Below are 18,876 nucleotides of genomic sequence, written 5' to 3'. Positions count from 1 at the left end.
AGAAAACTGTAGATTATTATCTCGTTTCAATAACTTTGATAAACTTACTAATTTAAATACCGCAAAATTTTATCAGAAGAGTCTTCTATTATTTTTTGTTTTGTCATTATCCAAATGTGAAGCAAAATATGATAGATTATATTTTTTATGAATGCTGTCTGTGCATATTCCATGGTCTATGAAACCCTAGCGAAGACCAAATAATATCTCCACCTTTGGTCATCATAACGCTTCCTCGTGATAACAATTGTTGAGGCGTAAATATTATTTTTGCCTTCTTATAACATGTTGGATTACGCATTACAAATGTATGAATGAGAATATCTGCCTCTACACATTGATCTATTTCTCTCTGTAAAACAACCACTTTTAATCCATTCTCTAATAATGACGTACATACATGATAATCACAAATAAATTGTCCGTGCAACGAAGGACCATATTTTGTTGGTTTAATCGTTTCATTCACACGAAATGACTTTTTCCATATGGATGTCGTGAACTTAGAAATATGGTAACGATCAATATATAATTTTTTATCATGGATAACGCCCACGAGACGCATATTATCTGCTATAATCAGTTGTACAGGTGAATGCATTACGCAAATAGAAATACCAGCCAAAATAAACAAACTAAAAAAGAGCCGGATGAGTGTTTTGCAAAAAGTCAGTCCAACCAAGCCTATACTCAATAAAACCAACGCAGATAACGGCATAAAACCAGGATTCAAATCAGGAGAAATAGCCTTGATAACATGCGCAATCTTTATCACAATATCAACACCAAACCCCATAATTTGAAGGGGGAGCCATTCGAATCCTCCTAACATTGCGAGGACTGCAATTAATCCAAAAGGAATGACGAAAATTGAAATGACAGGCAAAGCAAAAGCATTACTGATAATGCTCAAAGATGCCGTATTAGAAAAATGATACGCAGCATAAATTCCACTTGCACTCCCTGCAACAAGGGAAGAAGCACATGTTGAAAGCATCGATAAGAAAGCAAAATTTATCACTCCTCCTCCAACATAAGAGGGTGTTGTTTTTCTTTTACGAAAAAATGATCTTCCACTCCACCAATCAAAAAAAGCGATCAAAGCAGCAGTCGCAGAAAAGGACATTTGAAAGCTAGGACCTAATATTTCATGGGGTGTCATCGCCAGAGTTATCAACCCTGCAATAGAAAAATTACGCATTGTTATAGCAGAGCGATTACACAATATAGCAACCAACATAACAGCAATCATCACAAAACTTCTTTGCGCTGATATTGCTAAGCCCGACAATAACAAATAAAAAGCTGTTATCATAAACGCAACGATAGCAGCAAATTTTTTACTGGAATAATAGGAAGAAAAAACTGGAAAAAATGCTAAAAAACTACGGATACTCAAAAGAACTATGCCGCTTAACAACGCCATATGTAAACCGGATATTGATAAAATATGGGCTAATCCAGCCGTACGTAATGCTTCATTTGTCTCATTTGAAATGCCAGCACGCTGCCCTGTTATAAGAGCAGCAGCAACACTCCCCTTTTCTCCTTCAAGGGCTATACGGATTCTTTGTGTCATCTTCGTGCGTAAATTTTCAATTTTCTGTAGAATGATAGCGAATATTCCATCAGGCTGCGAAACCGATATTTTTCTTGGTTTTCCTAAATAAACGCCTTGTGCCCCAATTCTTTTAAAATAATTATGAAAACTAAAGTCGTAGCCTCCTGGACGCACTGGCCCAGAAAATGCACGAATCTTAACTTTCCCATATAGTCCATCACCAATTGCTAAGCCAGATGGCAAATATCTTGCCGATAAACGAATACGATGAAGACTATGGCATAATATGGGCTTTTCTGTACTCAAAACATCCAAAACTAAACGAAATCCCCCTTTGGTGCCTAACTCAATAGAAACAATTCTTCCCGTCAATGTGGTGACGATGTCACTGCTTAACATGGGTGTTGCAATACGCCACGTTTCTATTTTTGCCGCCAAAACACCCAATATAATACAAAACAAAAATCCCACGGGAATCCATATTTTTCGATAAAAACGTGCAACATAGAATATTCCCAGAAAAATACTGACCAACGCCCCCAATTGTCCCCAACTTGGCTCCCACTCTAAATGAAAATAAAAAATGATTCCTAGAGCAAAAAAGATTAAAATCAGCGAAAAAAGGATACCAAAAGAAACTTCTTTATTGATACAATCTTCTAGCCATTTGCGAAAACGAATGATTACTTCTTTTGAGAGTGTCAATAAAAAAAGTTTTTGTTGGTTATAACTGCCGTTCTTTGCATCATCATATCTAGAAAAAATACTCTGCCCTATTTGACATGGCTTTTTTCTTTCTGTAACAGATTTTTCGGATAAACCCTCTTTAACTTTACTTTGATAAAACATCCGCCCCCCACTTTAACTCGCAATATGGCTATTGCACACCCCATCACCTATGCTAACATGATTTTTCTATAAAGTTCTATAAGTAATATCTCAGTTTAAAGGAAAATATTTCGTGTCTGTTATTACTCGTTTTGCCCCTTCACCCACTGGCTTCCTTCATATTGGTGGCGCTCGTACTGCTCTTTTTAATTGGCTTTATGCAAAACATACCGGTGGAAAAATGCTTTTACGAATTGAAGATACAGACCGAGAGCGCTCAACAGAAGCAGCTGTAAAAGCTATTATAGATGGCTTACACTGGATGGGGCTTAGTTATGATGGCACCCCTATTTCGCAATTTGAACGTGCTGAACGTCACCGACAAATCGCCGAACAGTTGGTCAAAGACGGCAAAGCATATTATTGTTATGCTTCACCTGAGGAGTTAGCTGAAATGCGTGAAAAAGCCCGTGCAGAAGGGCGCCCACCACGTTATGATGGACGTTGGCGGGACCGTGATCGTTCTGAAGCTCCTAAAGGTGTTAAGCCTGTTATTCGCATCAAAGCCCCTGAAGAAGGAGAAACGATTGTACATGATCGTGTTCAAGGTGATGTTCGTTTTCCTAATAAAGATCTCGATGACTTTATTATTTTGCGTTCTGATGGTTCGCCTACTTATATGCATGCTGTTGTCGTTGATGATCATGATATGGGCATCACACATATTATACGTGGGGATGATCATCTTACCAATGCTGCCCGACAAATGATCATCTTTAAGGCAATGGGATGGGATATTCCTGTTATGGCACACATTCCTCTTATCCATGGTGAAAACGGTGCAAAATTATCAAAGCGGCATGGTGCACTCGGTGTTGATGCCTACCGAACAATGGGATATCTTCCTGCTGCTTTGCGCAATTACCTTGTCCGTTTAGGTTGGAGTCATGGTGATGACGAACTGATGTCGCTTAAAGATATGATTTCTTGGTTTGACATTGAGGATATTAACAAAGGTGCTGCTCGTTTTGATCTCAAAAAGCTCGATTCCATCAACGGACATTATATGCGCATGAGTAATGATCAAGAACTTTTTGATGCCGCTCTTAATATTCTACCAGAAACCGATAGGGGAGCACAAATTATTGAAAGACTTGATGAAAAACGCCGTGTTCAATTTTTAAAAGCAATCCCACATTTGAAAGAACGTTCAAAAACACTGTGCGAACTGATTGACAATGCCTCCTTCATTTTTACGCAACGACCTTTACAACTTGATGAAAAAGCACAAATGCTCTTAGATAAAAATGGACGAACCATTTTAAATGATCTTTATCTTGCCCTGAAAGCTTGCCCCTCTTGGGATACAAAAAACCTAGATGAAACACTTCGCTCTTGTGTACAAACACAGAATCTCAAATTTGGATCTATTGCCCAACCACTTCGCGCAGCTCTTACAGGATCTGCAACATCACCAGGTGTTTTGGATGTTCTTATTTTATTAGGACGCGATGAATCCCTTCATCGCATCAAGGACCAACTTATCACAACAATATGCTCATAATGTGTACTGAGTATATTTCCTCAAATAGGGATCTATACAGATATCTCAACGCGCCCTAGAAGAGTTTTTTATGTTATATCATTGAAATACATTTTTTATTGAGTAATAATGATCAATAAGGAAATATTTTTAGATTGCATGTACTCACTTTTAGAGGCAATCTACCATTAAATATAAGTAAGAAAAGCTTCAGTTATACATCCCCCACTCTGATGAAGCAGAGTCTTAATTTTTAGCAGTGAAGGATCTGAAAGGAATACCGAATGTCTGAGAATAACGCATATATTATTGTGAATGATAAAAAAGTAGAGCTTCCCTTGCGTAAAGGCACGAGTGGACCTGAAGTCATTGAAATTGCTTCTCTCTACAAAAAAGCCGATATTTTTACTTATGATCCTGGTTTTACTTCAACAGCTTCTTGTGAATCAAAAATTACTTATATCGACGGTGATAAAGGCATATTGCTTTATCGTGGTTATCCTATTGATCAATTAGCTGAAAAAGGAGACTTTCTCGAAAGTTGTTATCTTTTACTTTATGGTGAACTCCCAACACAGCAAGAAAAAAATGAATTTGATCGATGTATTATGCAGCATACCATGGTACACGAACAGTTTGCACGCTTCTTCCATGGCTTCCGCCGTGATTCTCATCCTATGGCCGTCATGGTTGCCTGCCTTGGCGCTATGTCTGCGTTCTATCACGACTCTATTGATATTACAGATCCTCACCAGAGAATGATTGCTTCTGTTCGTCTTATCTCAAAAGTTCCAACGCTTGCTGCTATGGCCTATAAATACAGTATCGGACAAGCATTTGTTTATCCACGTAATGATCTTAGTTATGCTGCAAATTTCCTCCGTATGTGCTTTGCTGTTCCTTGTGAAGAATATAAAACAAACCCTGTGCTTGCTCGGGCGATGGATCAAATCTTTATCCTTCATGCAGATCATGAACAAAATGCTTCTACATCTACGGTACGTCTTGCTGGATCCTCGGGTGCTAATCCGTTTGCCTGTATTGCAGCAGGTGTTGCATGCCTTTGGGGACCAGCACATGGTGGTGCCAATGAAGCATGTTTAAAAATGCTACAAGAAATAGGTTCTATTGAAAGAATTCCTGAATTTATTGCACGTGCAAAAGATAAAAATGATCCTTTCCGCCTTATGGGCTTTGGGCACCGTGTCTATAAAAATTATGACCCACGTGCAAAAATCATGCAAAAAACCTGTCATGAAGTTTTAAAAGAACTCAACATTCAAGATGACCCGCTTCTTGATATTGCAATAGAACTTGAAAAAATTGCCTTAAGTGATGAATATTTTATTGAGAAAAAGCTTTATCCCAATGTTGATTTCTATTCCGGCATTACATTAAAAGCTCTAGGTTTTCCAACTGAAATGTTTACTGTTCTTTTTGCATTGGCGCGCAGTGTCGGGTGGGTAGCACAATGGAAAGAAATGATTGAGGACCCTGCACAAAAAATTGGTCGTCCTCGACAACTCTACACAGGCCATGCTATGCGTGACTATGTTCCTATAGATGAACGTGCAAATTAAAAAAAGAAATCAATAAAGCTTCAGTTTACTGAAGCTTTATTGAGAATAATCCAAAAATATCCTTTAAGAATTTTTATAAAACGTGATTTTAAAACTCTTTCTACAGAGGTAACATCATCATAAAAATTTACTAAAAAATTCTAAGTTTTAAATTGAGAATACTCTTCTGCAAATTAGCCAAACATTTAGCAAAAAGAAATTGAAAATTTTACCTTATAATTCCCATTATCTTTAATGGAAGTGTATTCCCTGTCATTCCCTCATGTTTAAAAACCTTATTACATATTAAAATCTAGCAATGTCAGAATTTTACTTTCTATCTTCTCCAGATAAAATTGCAAAAGGCTTACATTAAGTGCTTCTTTAAAATGCCAAAAAATTCTTATCCCTTTTCAAGTAGATTAGAATAAAAATACTTTACATTTTATCCTGTTCAGAGCTGAAATTTTCTTTGTATTTAAGTTAATAGTTTTCCTTTTAAATATAACTTATTGATTTTTAAATAAAATTATTAAAAATCATCATATAATCAACAAGAGGTGTACTTCTTTCCTATATTTTTTATCCCCATACTTAATAAGAATAAATCATTTTTTTTGATAATGATATCCAGCATAATGATAGCAAAATGAACCCAGATAAATTTTTTACATTGCTCCAAAAGAGCTTACAGATTATAAAAATGCATGATGGTTTCATATTTGCCAGCTTATCTAATAGGAGAACATAATGAAATTATTAGCAGGAGCTCTTATAATAAGCGCAACACTGTTTACCCTATCGGCCAATTCTCAAACGCTGAAAATTGCAAGCGATGCCTCTTATCCGCCATTTAGTTATATTGACTCAAATAACGAACTTCAAGGGTTTGATATTGATATATCTTATGCGCTTTGTAAAAAAATGAATGTTGAATGTACTATTGTCACACAAGACTTCGAGGGGATGATTCCTGGTCTTCTTGCCAAAAAATACGATGCTATCGTTTCTTCCCTTTCTCCTACAAAAGAGCGCTTACAAAAAATTGATTTTACAGATCCTTACTACAATACTGTACTCGCTGTTATCGTTACCAAAAATTCGGGAATTAAAGAAATCTCAACACAAAACTTTAGAGGTAAAAATCTTGGAGTACAATCGAATACAACACAAGCTGCATATGCGGAAGATCATTATGCCTCTGAAAGAGTGAATATCAAACTTTATCCTACAGCAATAGAAGCTAATCGTGATCTTTTAAGCCATCGGCTTGATATCATTATCTTTGATAAATTAAAAGCATTGAATTGGCTTGAAAATGAAGGAAAAGATTGCTGTATCCTCCTAGGAACTCTAGAAGAAACAAAATTTCCTGTTGCAATTGCACTCCGTCAAAATAATAACGATCTTAAAAACAGTTTTAATAAAGCAATAGAAGAAATCCGCGCCGATGGAACCTATGAAAAAATTATGAAAAAATATTTTACTTTCAATATCGATTAGATATCACTATGAATTAAAATTCAGTTTTTATATTTAAGGAGTATTTTTTAACTCTTTATTGGACATGCAAAGATAATTGGAAATTCGGCAGTTTTATAAGAAAATTTACATTTATCAAAATAGTTTTTAATTGTTCCTCGATATCTAAACATTTTATAGAATATAATGACAACAATAAGGTTGTATTTTTATCGTATCAAAATCTAATTTTTTCTTTATGTTCAAATTGAATAGCCTTACTTTCAAGAAAAATCCTTAGTTTTTACTCATGAAATGATTCAAATCTATCATTTCGTGAAAATTAACCTATCATACAAGCAATAAGATATTTATTCTTTTTTTATCAATAAAAAAGATAATTTTTTTGATAATAATGTCCAACATAATGATCTAAAATAAACATCAATAAATTTTTGAATTGCTCCCAAAAAGCTTACAGATTATAAAAACATAGTGATTTCATATTTGCCCGCTTATCCAATAGGAGAACATCATGAAACTATTAGCAGGAGCTCTTATAATAAGCGCCGCACTATTCACCCAATTGGCTGATGCGAAAACATTAAAAATTGCGAGTGAAGGCACCTACCCTCCCTTTAGTTATATTGACTCAAATAATAAATTGCAGGGACTTGATATTGATATATCTTATGCACTTTGTAAAAAAATGAATGTTGAGTGTACTGTTGTCACACAAGACTTCGAGGGAATGATTCCTGGACTTATTGCAAAAAAATATGATGCTATCATTGCCTCCCTCTCTCTTACACAAGAGCGCTTACAAAAAATTGACTTCACAGATCCTTACTACGATACAGCACTGGCTGTTATTGTTACCAAAGCTTCGGGAATTAAAGAAATCTCAACACAAGACTTTAGAGGTAAAAATCTTGGTGTACAATCAAATACAACACAAGCTTTCTATGCAGAAGATCATTATGCTTCTGAAGAGGTGAAAATTAAACTCTACCCTTCCACAATAGAAGTGAATCGTGACCTTTTAAATCATCGACTTGATGTGATTATTGTTGATAAATTACAAGCATTAAATTGGCTTAAAAATGAAGGAAAAGATTGCTGTCTCCTCCTAGGAACTCTAGAAGAAACAAAATTTCCTGTTGCAATTGCACTGCGTCAAAATAATAATGATCTTAAAAATAAGTTCAATAAGGCGCTAAAAGAAATCCGTTTAGATGGAACTTATGAGAAAATTATGAGAAAATATTTTACAAGTGATATCTATTAAATATCAATATGATGTTTAAATAAAACCCGCTAGTTATTTCTAAAAAATATTATCTAACTCTTTCATGAGGAACACAAGAATGATTGAAAATTTAGCATTGCTATCATTTAGCAATGGTGGATGGGGAGCGGTTATACTTTCTAGTGCAGGAATGACATTGTCATTGGCATTATGTTGTGGACTTCTAGGACTTCCTCTAGGTCTTCTAAATGCAGTGATGATTCGATCCAATATTAAGATGGCCAAAGCGATGGCACGCCTCTTTTCAACGGTATTTCGTGGACTACCAGAGCTTTTAACTTTGTTTTTAGTTTACTACGGGTTACAAAGCCTTATTCAAAATGTCTTGGACTATTTTAATTTTGAAATCATGTTCAGTATCAATGCTTTTGTTGCTGGTGTTCTTGCGCTTAGTATGGTTCTTGCAGCTTTTTCTTGTGAAGTTTGGCTTGGAGCATTTAATATTTTTGATAAAGGCCAATATGAAGCGGCTAAAGCTTTAGGCCTTTCACGGTCAACCACATTTTTTCGTATTGTCTTCCCTCAGCTCATCCGAAATGCCTTGCCAGGACTTTCTAATAATTGGCTTACTTTACTGAAAGATACATCCCTTGTTTCAACCATCGCACTTGTTGACCTCATGCGACAAACGAACTTAGCTGTCGCTGCTACCAATAAACCCATGCTATTTTATCTTGTAGCATGCTTACTCTATTTGTTATTTTCAGCGGTTTTTACTGCAATCTTACGCCATTTGGAAACATACACTCAAATAGGCGATAAAAAGGTGCTACGTCAATGATTCCTGAGTGGCTTTATTTCCTTTTCAATCCTGATCTTTTAAGCCATTATGGACCAAAATTTATTAATGGCTTTATTGTTACTGTTGAGCTTGTTTCTATTTCTTGTTCTCTTGGTTTTTTTCTTGGTATGCTTATCGCTTTTGCACGTTTATCAAAAAATACATTTTTACAGTATTGTGCAAATGCTTATGTCTATTTTTTCCGTGGCTCTCCTTTATTAGTTCAACTCTTCCTTTTTTATTATGGACTTGGTTCAATGAATGACTTCTGGCAGCAGGTTGGTTTGTGGTGGTTTTTTAAAAACGCGTGGTATTGTTGTCTTTTTATTTTTACTCTCAATTCTGCTGCCTATCAATCTGAGATCTTTAAAGGAAGTTTTCTATCCGTAACAACTGGGCAACGTGAAGCATCAAAAGCTTTAGGTCTAAGCAACTCTGTCACATTTTTTAGAGTTATTCTTCCACAAGCAATGATTGTAGCATTACGCCCCCTAGGAAATGAGTTGACTTTAATGATTAAATCCAGTGCTCTTGCCTCACTTATTACTGTTTATGATTTAATGGGGGTTGCTAAACTCACTTATTCACGGACTTTCGATTTTCAAGTTTACGTTTGGGCTGCTCTTATCTATCTCTTTATCGTTGAACTCATTCATCGTTTTATTGTTTTTATCGAACAGCGCCTCACTCGATATTTACGGTAAATAAAATGATCATAAAAAACTTTACAAACAAAAATGTTGAATTAATCAAGTTATTCATCAATGAAAGAATAAAATAAGATGAATTTGAAAAATAATAAATCGATCTCTCCCTGTAAAAACCCTGTGATCTCTATTCGAAATCTAAATAAATGGTATGGAAACTTTCAGGTCCTACATGATATCAACTTTAATGTTCAAGCTGGTGAACATATCGTTATTTGTGGACCATCGGGATCAGGAAAATCAACGTTAATCCGTTGTATTAATCAATTAGAACAAGCACAAAAGGGTTCAATCTGTATCCATAATGTTGATATCCATACCGCTCCTATACAACAGCAAAAAAATGTTCTTCGTAAGATAGGAATGGTCTTTCAGAACTTTAATTTATTTCCCCACATGAGCGTTATACAAAATTGTATTTTAGCACCTATGACAGTTCAAGGACTTTCCAAACAACAAGCACAAGAACGGGCAATTCGCTACTTAACGCATGTTGGTATTGAAAAACACTGTGAAAAATATCCTTTACAACTTTCTGGTGGGCAACAGCAACGTGTTGCAATTGCCCGTGCACTTTGTATGGAACCTGAAGTCATGCTTTTTGATGAACCAACCTCTGCTCTTGATCCAGAAAGTGTGGGAGAAGTTTTAGACGTGATGGCTCGATTGGCCGATACAGGGATCGCAATGCTTTGTGTTACCCATGAAATGGGCTTCGCACGTAAAGTCTCAGAAAGAATACTCTTTCTAGAAAATGGAAAAATTGTTGAAGATACAGCCTCTGAAGAATTTTTTACTAATCCTAAAAGCCAACGTGCTTGTAATTTTCTTGCTAAAATTAAATATTAATCATTAACATATTGCTTTATTTATACAATTTTATTCCTGCTTTTTAAAAGAGTGATAATTATTTGTGCGCCAACAACCCCCGATGGTACTTCAGTTTTCATTTTCTGTTCTACCATCTCAAAGGCATCGAGTTGTGCCTGTCGTATTAAAGGATTAAACAAAAGTTGTTCTACTTGTCTTGCTAACATACCAGGGCGTAAAAATTCATCAAAATATTCCGGTACAATAGGCTTATCAGAAATAATATTGGGAAGAGCTGCACTCCATAAAATTATTTTAGGGAAAATAAAGAATTTAGAAAAACGATCAAGTTTATAGCAAAGGACTGTTGGAATTTTAGCTAATGCTAATTCAAGTGAAACCGTTCCAGATGCTGCAAGTGCAACATCTGCTTGTGCAAAAGCACGCCATTTTGCATCTTCACCAACTATAATTTCCACTTTGCTTTTCCAGCCTTGTACAAAATCACGAATTTTATCCGCTAAACGTGGTAATGTTGGTAAAATAATACGTAAATGAGGAATCCGTTGTACAAGAATCTCTACTGTTTCTCGAAAAATAGGCATTAAAGAACGAATTTCTAAATTGCGTGATCCTGGCAAAATAACTAATGTAGGCGATGATGTTTGTGTATCGCTCAAATTTCTTTGTTCTAATTGGCATTTTTTTTCTGACTGAACTATCAAAAGGGGAGGATATGTCAAAAGACGATGTCCAACATAAGTCGTGGGAGGACCACCCAAATCTTGCATAATCTTTTCTTCAAAAGGAAAAACCGCTAAAACATGGTCAACAAACTTGCGCATAGCTTTAGCGCGCTCTGGACGCCATGCCCAAACGGTTGGTGCAACATATTTAATGATAGGAATAGAAGGCGCTAAAACGCGCACCTTTTTTGCAACACGATGCGTGAAATCAGGACTATCAATAATAATGAGGCAATCAGGTTGTTCTTGTGCAATAAATTTGGATAAATTGCGAATATGTAGCAACAATAATGGTAGTTTTTTCAACACCTCCTTTAAACCTATTAAAGCAATATCATGGGAATCAAAAAAGCTTTTTAAACCTAATGCCTTTAAATGCCTCCCCCCAACACCAATCAAATGAATATTGCATCCTGTTTGTTGTGATAAACAAGAAATTAAATCGGACGCAAGTAAATCACCAGATTCCTCCCCTGAAACCACAGCAATCTTTAAGAAACAATTATTCATGAGCAAACTTTTCAAATGTCTCTATAAATAGAGAATATTTATTGGCTTTTTCTATTGTTGTTTTCACCGATAATATTAGACTTCTATTTGCCTCCACTGCAACACCAGATAAACCACTTTTTGCAATATTCATTATTGTCGCGGGCCCAATTGATGGTAAATCAACGCGATTATCCTGTTGTGGTTTTGCACATTTTACAAGAACGCCACCTTTAAGGGGAATTTGCCCTCTTTCTCGCATTTCACAAACACGCCATAACATATTATCAGTTCCCTCAGCGCCCTCCAGTGCAACCACCCTTCCTTGGACAACAACAACGGCTTGCCCGATATCTAATTGACCTAAAAGCTTTGCTGCTTCTGCTGCTAAAAAAATATCTTTTTTCTCTTTTTGCGTAGCACGCCGCACTGTTAAATCAAACTCCATAGGAGCTAAAAGATCTGCGACTATCTCGTGAGCACCAACAACACGAAAACCATACGTTTCAATAATCCGTATAAAAGCTTTTAATAACGCATCATCCCCTCTCTTCAAAGCTCCGATTAACTTAGGAAGAGCTAAAAATGTTGTCCAGTCCAGTCGCAATTGTTTAAGAAGTGGGCGCTTTTTCACACCACCTGCCAAAACAACATTATAAACTCTAGCCTCTTTTAAGATTTTAATGAGTCGCGCTAACTCTACAATTGATAGCTCGCAATGCTCATAGCGAGAAAGAACAGAATCTGCCTCACCACGCAAAAGCACAAGAAAAGGATTCTCTCCATTCTTCTCAAGAGCCTGCGCAACAGTAATCGGCAGAACACCATTTCCTGCTATAATAGCAGTACGGCCGGAAAGAAAACCTCTGGCTCCCCAAATAGGCATTTTTAATCCTTATATTCTTTTATTCTATCACCTTCAAATTTTGGTGTACAATAAAAACGTTTTCCTTCTTCCTTAATAAAATTAACTATATCAAGAACAGCCTGAGAAAAAGAATAGAAAGAAGCAACATCACTGACACGCTCTTTAAATGGTTTGCTATGATCAAAAAGCATGGCAACCGCATGACGGAGTGCATGAATATCTTGACGCTCAAGTCCTGCACGCTTCATGCCAATAATATTGAGGCCAGCAAGTTTTGCCTGTACCCCAACAGCTGTTCCATAGGGAATGAGATCACCAACCAATGCCGATACACCACCAATAAATGCATGATGCCCAACACGAACAAATTGATGCACAGCAGCACCCCCACCAATAATCACATAATCACCAATAATAACATGACCAGCTATCATCGCATTATTTGCGAATGTTACATGATTCCCTACATGACAATCATGAGCGATATGCGCATAACAAAAAAATTGGCAATTATCACCAACAACTGTCATTCCTACACTCGAATCGGAACCCCTATGCATTGTTACGCCTTCACGAATCGTACAGTTTTTACCAATCGAAAGAGTCGTAGCCTCTCCCTTATGTTTATTATTTTGCGGATCTCCCCCCAAAACTGCATGAGAAAATACTTTACTCTTGGCTCCTAACGTTGTCTTCCCCATTATCACAACATGACTCATCAAACTGCATCCATCACCAATAACAGCATCTGAACTAATATGACAAAACGGTCCAACTTGTACATTCTCACCAAGCTGCGCTCCCTTCTCCACAAGAGCAGTTGGATGGATTTTTGTACCGGACATTTTTAAATTCCCATCAAATATCGTTTATTCTTCTTCGACAATCATCGCAGCAATTTCTGCTTCAGCGACGCGGACATCTTCTACTTTTGCAACGCACGAAAAACGTCTCATACCAGATCTTTTTTTTAAAAGCTGAACATGAATCTTGAGCTGATCACCAGGCATAACCGGCTTACGAAATTTCGCATTATCAACCGTCATAAGGTAAACTAAATTTGTTTGCTTATTGCCTAAATTTAAAAGTGCTATTGCTCCTGCCGTTTGTGCCATAGCTTCTAAAATCAAAACTCCAGGCATAACAGGCTTTGCGGGAAAATGTCCCGTAAAATGCGGCTCATTAATCGTTATATTTTTAATACCAATAGCTCCTTGTTCACCATCAATATCAACTATACGATCGATTAATAAAAACGGATAACGGTGCGGTAATATTGATAATAGTTTTTCAATATCGACAGCCTCTAAGTTTTTAGTCTTTTCACTGCTGATCATATCAGCGTTTCTCCTTTTTAACTTTTCCCATACTGCGCAACGTCGCTACTTCACGAAACCATTGTTTAAATGGTCGCGCTGGACTACCTCCCCATTTTTCGCCATCCGGAATGTCATTCATAACACCACTACGAGCAGCAATCTGAACACATTTACCTATTATGATGTGATCGGCTACTCCAACACCCCCGCCAAGCTGAGACATATCCCCTATCGATGTACTTCCCGCAATGCCACATTGAGCAGCAATAAGACAATAGCGGCCAATTTTTACATTGTGGGCAATTTGTACAAGATTATCAATCTTGCTTCCTTCACCAATAACAGTATCTTGAAATGTCCCACGATCAATTGTCGTGTTCGCACCAACTTCTACACCATCCTCAATAATAACGCGACCAAGCTGTGGAATTTTCTCGATTCCAGAAACGCCCCCAACATAACCAAAACCATCTTGCCCAATACAAACACCAGGATAAAGCTGAACCTTATCACCTATTATAGAACACTGAACTGTTACCTTAGGAGCAATATAGCAGTCACATCCAATACGGCAATTTTCACCGATAACAGCTGTGGATGAAATGAGAGTTCCTGCACCAATCTCAACATTTCTACCAATAACAGCTCCCGCTTCAATACACACATCATGTGCCAACTTAGCCGTTGGATGAATATGCGCATGCGATGAAATCCCCTTCGATCCTAACCAAGGCATTGGCTTGACAGAATCTGGAAACAAAATACGACCAATCTGAGCAAAGTCACGCTGTGGTGTGGATGTTACCAAAATTGCCATAGTTTCGGGAACTTTAAAAACAATCTCATTCGTACAAAAAACAGCAACAGCGGAACTGTCCAGTAAAGCATCAGAAAACTTCCGATGCTCTACAAAAACAAGAGAACCTTCCACAGCACTCTCAAGTGAAGAAAGAGTATTGATAACTTTATGAGAAAACTCTGGATTAAGAAGCTTTGCACCCGTCAACTCAGCAACATTTGCAACTGTCAATTGCCGGGACGGCGTAAAAAAAAATGTATCCGCCATCAAAACACTTTCTCTCCCAGCTTAAGCTATTCTCTTCAAGTTTTTCCTTCTTAAAATCACTCAAATCAGAACTTCGTAGAAATACCAAAATTCAATTGTTGCAAACGATCACCTTCCTGCTTCGTTATTGGCCAAGCATAATCAAAACGCAAAGGACCAAACGGAGAATCCCACATCAAACTCACACCTGCAGATGAACGCCAAGCACTTTTGGTATTGGTAACAGACGGTTCACCCTTAAAAACGGCTTTATAATTATTGCCATAAAGCGTGGCAATATCCGCAAATAAAGCACCGCGCAACCCGAACCCTTCAGGCACAACAGGGATAGGAAACTGTACTTCAGCAGTCGCATTCATATATGTTGTTCCCCCCAAGAAATAAACCTCACCCTTACTGGAAACCTGACGCGGACCTATTCCATTATATTTGAACCCTCGAATCATATCAGTATTCGCTTTAAACATATCGAAAATACGAACACCATCTCGGCCCATTCCGTGGATATAACCACCCCCAAAGGAAAGCAAACCAACAATATCCTTCTGGTCAGAAAGAGTCTTGTACATCATCGCCTTACCCGTGGTCTTCAAGAACTTTGCACTTCCACCAAGCCCTGCATATTCCTGAAGAAGATGCACGTACCATCCATCATGGGGGGATCTCATATCATCAATCGTATTATAGGTGAAACCATAACTAATTGATGAACGTTTCCAAGGGCTTTGTTTTGCAGCTTGAACAATCGCACCAGAATATTTCCCATATAATTCTATTACGTCACTCTCTTTGTCAAAATCGTACTCTCCGCCAAAATCATATTCTTCCTGTACATAAGAATAAGCTACATTAGCAGATAATTGATTATTAATAGGTAATGAAAACCGTAGCGATCCACCTGTCTGTCGTACATCATAGGCCTTATCAGCACGGTAAGTACTACGAAAAACATCAACGCCAGCAGATAAACGATACCCTAAGAAATAAGGATCAACAAATGATAAATTATAATTACGAGATTTTTCTTGCCCCGCACCTAATCCTAAACGAACATATTGACCACGTCCCCCAAGATTACGTTCGGTAACAGAAACTTCAAGTGACATACCAGGACTTGTCCCCCCTGTTGTATATCCTCCAGAAAGAGAGAGATCTCCTGTTGAAGCTTCAACGACATCTATTACCAAAATAACTTGGTCAGATTGATCTGTGGGAACCATTGAAATATTAACGGCTTTGAAGAAACCTAAACTTTCTAGACGACGTTTTGCCCGCTGTAATAAAGTTTGATTGTAAGCATCCCCTTCGTTTAAATCAATCTCACGGCGAATGACGTAATCACGCGTTTTCTCATTGCCACGTATATCAATACGCTGAATATAAGCACGTGTACCCTGTTCAATATTATATAAAATTGAAATTGTATGATTTGCTAAATTACGATTTCCCCGCGGCTCAACTTTAGCAAAAGCATATCCCGAATCAGCAACCTTGTTATTAATAATTGCAACAGACTGTTCAATATCTTCTGCGCTATAAACATCACCTGGCTGGGTTTTAAGCACCCTTTTCACAGATTGAACGTCAATTCCATCAACATCACTTTCAACCTGAATATCACTAATTTTATAGCGCACACCCTCATCAAGAACGAAAGAAATTTTATATGTATTGCTTGCTGCATCAAAAGTCGCTTTAGAAGAGACTACACGAAAATCTGCATAACCACGATTATAATAAAAGCGACGTAAAGCTTCTTCATCAGCAGCGAGACGCTCTTCACTGTAAACATCACCTCCCAATAACTTCGAAAAAATTCCTGAAGTTTTTGTTGAAATCACATCACGCAAACGACGACTTCCAAAGACACTATTCCCCTTAAAAGTGATATCACCAATCTTTGTTTTTTGCCCTTCAACAACATTAAATACTACATTAACCCGCCCTTTTCCAAGGTTAATCGTTTGAACGTTGACAGTGATATTATTACGACCAAGAGTTTTATAAGCTTCACGAATTGTATTTATATCAGCAGAAAGCTTAGCAGAATTAAAAGGCTCATTCGGTTTTAAAGAAATAAACCGCTTAAGATCTGGGTCTTTAAAAGATTTATTTCCCTGAAACAATATCTGATTGACAACCTCATATTCTTTTACGAATACAACCAATTTATCACCTACCGGATTTATTTTAACATCATAAAATAAACCCAATTCGAAAAGATTCTTCACAGCATTATCAACATCAGCACTGGAAACCCCTTGTCCAGCCTTAATCCCCATATTGTCTCGAATCGCCTGAGAACTTACAAACTTATTCCCACGAACCTCAATAGAACGGACTACAGACGCTTGCATTTCTCCAACCGCAGCAATTGACATAAAAACCGTTGCTGGGGCAATCATCCCCATCTTTAACACCAATACAGATGCTGCATTTAAAAACTTTGAATTTGTAGTCATTGGCTTTTTTACCTTACTCTTGTTCCTTGGACATGATGCCTTAAAAAGCTAACTGCCATAACAACCTTTTTACAGCGAGACTTTTCATTCCTTAATTACTCATTATAATGTACGACGCCACAACATTTTGCAGACATGGTAAACAACCTTCAATTTGTTTTCGCTATTATTACTCAATTTATAAAGCGTTTTCCATAATTTAATTAGCTAAACCAACAAAAATAATCATTAAAAAAGACAAAGATCATAAAAAGGAGAAGAATGGAAAAACCTAAACGAAAAATAATTCCCTGAATTTTAGCAGATATTTTCCTCCTAGTAATGACCTCAATGACATGCAATAAAAGATGCCCACCATCAAGCGGTAGAATCGGAAAAAGGTTAATAAGCCCAACACTTATTGAAAGAAAAGCTGCCAAATTCAACAAAGAGACAAAACCTGTCTCGCTCACTTTCCAAGCAATTTTAACGGTTTTAGAAGGTCCACTTAGCCGACAACGGTCCTCTTTTCCTCCTATTAAACGACTCATAAAAAGAACGGTTTGAGTGACGATAAACACAGTACGATCTGACGCTTCTCTTACAGCTGTTACAAAACCATAGCGAATATGTTTTATATAAGTTGGATCTAAATGTGCAGGATTATTTAAATCAATAGGAACACCTACACCTATCATAGCACTTCGTGTTCGATTACCAAATCCATCATCTCGCTCAACGATTTTCGGGGTAATCACCGTTGTAAAGAATCGCCCCATGCGTTCTATTTTAAACTCTATGGGTTCTCTTCCGTGAAAAGCTACATAATTCATCAAATCTTCAAAACTTTCAACCCGTCGTCCATCCATTTCAACAAAACGATCACCTAACTCCAAACCGGACTGAAGAGCAGGGCTATCTTTTACCAAAGAACCAACAACGGGCTCAATGGCTACACGACCATAGATAAAGAAAAAAAATGTTAGAATAACAACAGTAAAAAGGGCATTGAAAAAAGGACCGGCAAAAACAGTTGCTGCTTTTTTCCAAGCATGCGCACTAGCAAATGAACCATCAACAATCAGAGATGATTGGGATGATACCATATCGATTTTTTCCTCATCCCCAACAAACTTTACATACCCTCCTACGGGGATAAGTGCTAAGCGCCACTTCGTGCCATGCTTATCTGTATAACTCGCTATTTCTGGCCCAAATCCAAGCGAAAAAACTAACGCCTTAATACCACACCACCGACCAATGAGATAATGCCCAAATTCGTGCACAAAAATGATAATCATAATGATGAAAAGAATACTCAAACTTCTTAAAAGAAAATCACCCATAGTGACGATATAATTTAAAAGTCCCAAACTACCTTCTCCCAA

15 protein-coding genes are annotated in these 18,876 nt (G+C 37.1%); 7 read left to right on the top strand and 8 right to left on the bottom strand.

Features of this window, described 5'->3' with window-relative positions; genetic code table 11:
- Window positions 1-145: 145 nt before the first annotated feature.
- A complete protein-coding gene (locus tag ACFIKB_RS05475) occupies window positions 146-2,410 on the bottom strand; it encodes a ComEC/Rec2 family competence protein (RefSeq protein WP_375636288.1) in 2,265 nt (754 codons plus the stop codon).
- Between the two features lie 112 nt (window positions 2,411-2,522).
- Between ACFIKB_RS05475 and gltX the strand changes: the two genes are divergently transcribed.
- The 7 genes from gltX (at window position 2,523) to ACFIKB_RS05440 (ending at window position 10,598) form a co-directional block, all read left to right on the top strand.
- The gene (gltX, locus tag ACFIKB_RS05470; RefSeq protein WP_375636287.1) at window positions 2,523-3,953 is read left to right on the top strand and encodes a glutamate--tRNA ligase; all 1,431 of its coding nucleotides are present in this window, start codon (window positions 2,523-2,525) and stop codon (window positions 3,951-3,953) included.
- A gap of 263 nt (window positions 3,954-4,216) precedes the next feature.
- The gene (gene gltA / locus ACFIKB_RS05465; protein ID WP_375636285.1) at window positions 4,217-5,512 is read left to right on the top strand and encodes a citrate synthase; all 1,296 of its coding nucleotides are present in this window, start codon (window positions 4,217-4,219) and stop codon (window positions 5,510-5,512) included.
- A 729-nt stretch (window positions 5,513-6,241) separates the two neighbouring features.
- Window positions 6,242-6,994, top strand: a complete 753-nt coding sequence (locus ACFIKB_RS05460; RefSeq protein ID WP_012755057.1) for a transporter substrate-binding domain-containing protein — start codon at window positions 6,242-6,244, stop codon at window positions 6,992-6,994.
- A 493-nt stretch (window positions 6,995-7,487) separates the two neighbouring features.
- Window positions 7,488-8,240, top strand: coding sequence for a transporter substrate-binding domain-containing protein (locus ACFIKB_RS05455; protein ID WP_012755056.1), 753 nt, complete (start codon window positions 7,488-7,490; stop codon window positions 8,238-8,240).
- Between the two features lie 79 nt (window positions 8,241-8,319).
- Entirely contained in the window at window positions 8,320-9,042 is a 723-nt protein-coding gene (locus ACFIKB_RS05450; protein WP_375636283.1) for an ABC transporter permease, read from the top strand.
- Window positions 9,039-9,746, top strand: coding sequence for an ABC transporter permease (locus tag ACFIKB_RS05445; protein ID WP_375636281.1), 708 nt, complete (start codon window positions 9,039-9,041; stop codon window positions 9,744-9,746). The genes ACFIKB_RS05450 and ACFIKB_RS05445 overlap by 4 nt, the downstream gene beginning before the upstream one ends.
- Window positions 9,747-9,824: 78 nt before the next feature.
- A complete protein-coding gene (locus ACFIKB_RS05440; protein ID WP_375636280.1) occupies window positions 9,825-10,598 on the top strand; it encodes an amino acid ABC transporter ATP-binding protein in 774 nt (257 codons plus the stop codon).
- Between the two features lie 20 nt (window positions 10,599-10,618).
- Here the strand turns inward: ACFIKB_RS05440 and lpxB are convergent, their stop codons facing one another.
- The 7 genes from lpxB to ACFIKB_RS05405 form a co-directional block, all read right to left on the bottom strand.
- Entirely contained in the window at window positions 10,619-11,815 is a 1,197-nt protein-coding gene (gene lpxB, locus ACFIKB_RS05435) for a lipid-A-disaccharide synthase (protein ID WP_375652988.1), read from the bottom strand.
- Window positions 11,808-12,680: an LpxI family protein gene (locus ACFIKB_RS05430; RefSeq protein ID WP_375652986.1), complete on the bottom strand. Its 873-nt coding sequence runs from the start codon at window positions 12,678-12,680 to the stop codon at window positions 11,808-11,810. Before ACFIKB_RS05430 ends, lpxB begins: the two co-directional genes overlap by 8 nt.
- Window positions 12,681-12,682: 2 nt before the next feature.
- Entirely contained in the window at window positions 12,683-13,507 is an 825-nt protein-coding gene (gene lpxA, locus ACFIKB_RS05425; RefSeq protein WP_375647394.1) for an acyl-ACP--UDP-N-acetylglucosamine O-acyltransferase, read from the bottom strand.
- 24 nt (window positions 13,508-13,531) lie between these two features.
- The gene (gene fabZ / locus ACFIKB_RS05420) at window positions 13,532-13,999 is read right to left on the bottom strand and encodes a 3-hydroxyacyl-ACP dehydratase FabZ (RefSeq protein WP_375626256.1); all 468 of its coding nucleotides are present in this window, start codon (window positions 13,997-13,999) and stop codon (window positions 13,532-13,534) included.
- A gap of 1 nt (window position 14,000) precedes the next feature.
- Complete coding sequence (gene lpxD, locus ACFIKB_RS05415; RefSeq protein ID WP_375636272.1) at window positions 14,001-15,047, bottom strand: UDP-3-O-(3-hydroxymyristoyl)glucosamine N-acyltransferase; 1,047 nt, start codon at window positions 15,045-15,047, stop codon at window positions 14,001-14,003.
- A 65-nt stretch (window positions 15,048-15,112) separates the two neighbouring features.
- Entirely contained in the window at window positions 15,113-17,509 is a 2,397-nt protein-coding gene (bamA, locus tag ACFIKB_RS05410) for an outer membrane protein assembly factor BamA (protein WP_375636271.1), read from the bottom strand.
- A 203-nt stretch (window positions 17,510-17,712) separates the two neighbouring features.
- Window positions 17,713-18,861, bottom strand: coding sequence for an RIP metalloprotease (locus ACFIKB_RS05405; protein ID WP_375647390.1), 1,149 nt, complete (start codon window positions 18,859-18,861; stop codon window positions 17,713-17,715).
- Between the last annotated feature and the right edge of the window lie 15 nt (window positions 18,862-18,876).

Source organism: Bartonella sp. MR110HLJHH (assembly GCF_042194225.1).
Taxonomy (GTDB): domain Bacteria; phylum Pseudomonadota; class Alphaproteobacteria; order Rhizobiales; family Rhizobiaceae; genus Bartonella; species Bartonella grahamii.
This window is presented reverse-complemented; position numbering and strand designations above follow the sequence as displayed.

Excerpts from the sequence above, each read along its gene's own strand:
- fabZ (WP_375626256.1), bottom strand. The coding sequence starts at position 13,999 with ATGATCAGCAGTGAAAAGACTAAAAACTTAGAGGCTGTCGATATTGAA.
- ACFIKB_RS05455 (WP_012755056.1), top strand. The coding sequence starts at position 7,488 with ATGAAACTATTAGCAGGAGCTCTTATAATAAGCGCCGCACTATTCACC.
- ACFIKB_RS05440 (WP_375636280.1), top strand. The coding sequence starts at position 9,825 with ATGAATTTGAAAAATAATAAATCGATCTCTCCCTGTAAAAACCCTGTG.
- ACFIKB_RS05445 (WP_375636281.1), top strand. The coding sequence starts at position 9,039 with ATGATTCCTGAGTGGCTTTATTTCCTTTTCAATCCTGATCTTTTAAGC.
- gltA (WP_375636285.1), top strand. The coding sequence starts at position 4,217 with ATGTCTGAGAATAACGCATATATTATTGTGAATGATAAAAAAGTAGAG.
- lpxB (WP_375652988.1), bottom strand. The coding sequence starts at position 11,815 with ATGAATAATTGTTTCTTAAAGATTGCTGTGGTTTCAGGGGAGGAATCT.
- ACFIKB_RS05430 (WP_375652986.1), bottom strand. The coding sequence starts at position 12,680 with ATGCCTATTTGGGGAGCCAGAGGTTTTCTTTCCGGCCGTACTGCTATT.
- lpxA (WP_375647394.1), bottom strand. The coding sequence starts at position 13,507 with ATGTCCGGTACAAAAATCCATCCAACTGCTCTTGTGGAGAAGGGAGCG.
- ACFIKB_RS05460 (WP_012755057.1), top strand. The coding sequence starts at position 6,242 with ATGAAATTATTAGCAGGAGCTCTTATAATAAGCGCAACACTGTTTACC.
- bamA (WP_375636271.1), bottom strand. The coding sequence starts at position 17,509 with ATGACTACAAATTCAAAGTTTTTAAATGCAGCATCTGTATTGGTGTTA.
- ACFIKB_RS05450 (WP_375636283.1), top strand. The coding sequence starts at position 8,320 with ATGATTGAAAATTTAGCATTGCTATCATTTAGCAATGGTGGATGGGGA.
- ACFIKB_RS05475 (WP_375636288.1), bottom strand. The coding sequence starts at position 2,410 with ATGTTTTATCAAAGTAAAGTTAAAGAGGGTTTATCCGAAAAATCTGTT.
- lpxD (WP_375636272.1), bottom strand. The coding sequence starts at position 15,047 with ATGGCGGATACATTTTTTTTTACGCCGTCCCGGCAATTGACAGTTGCA.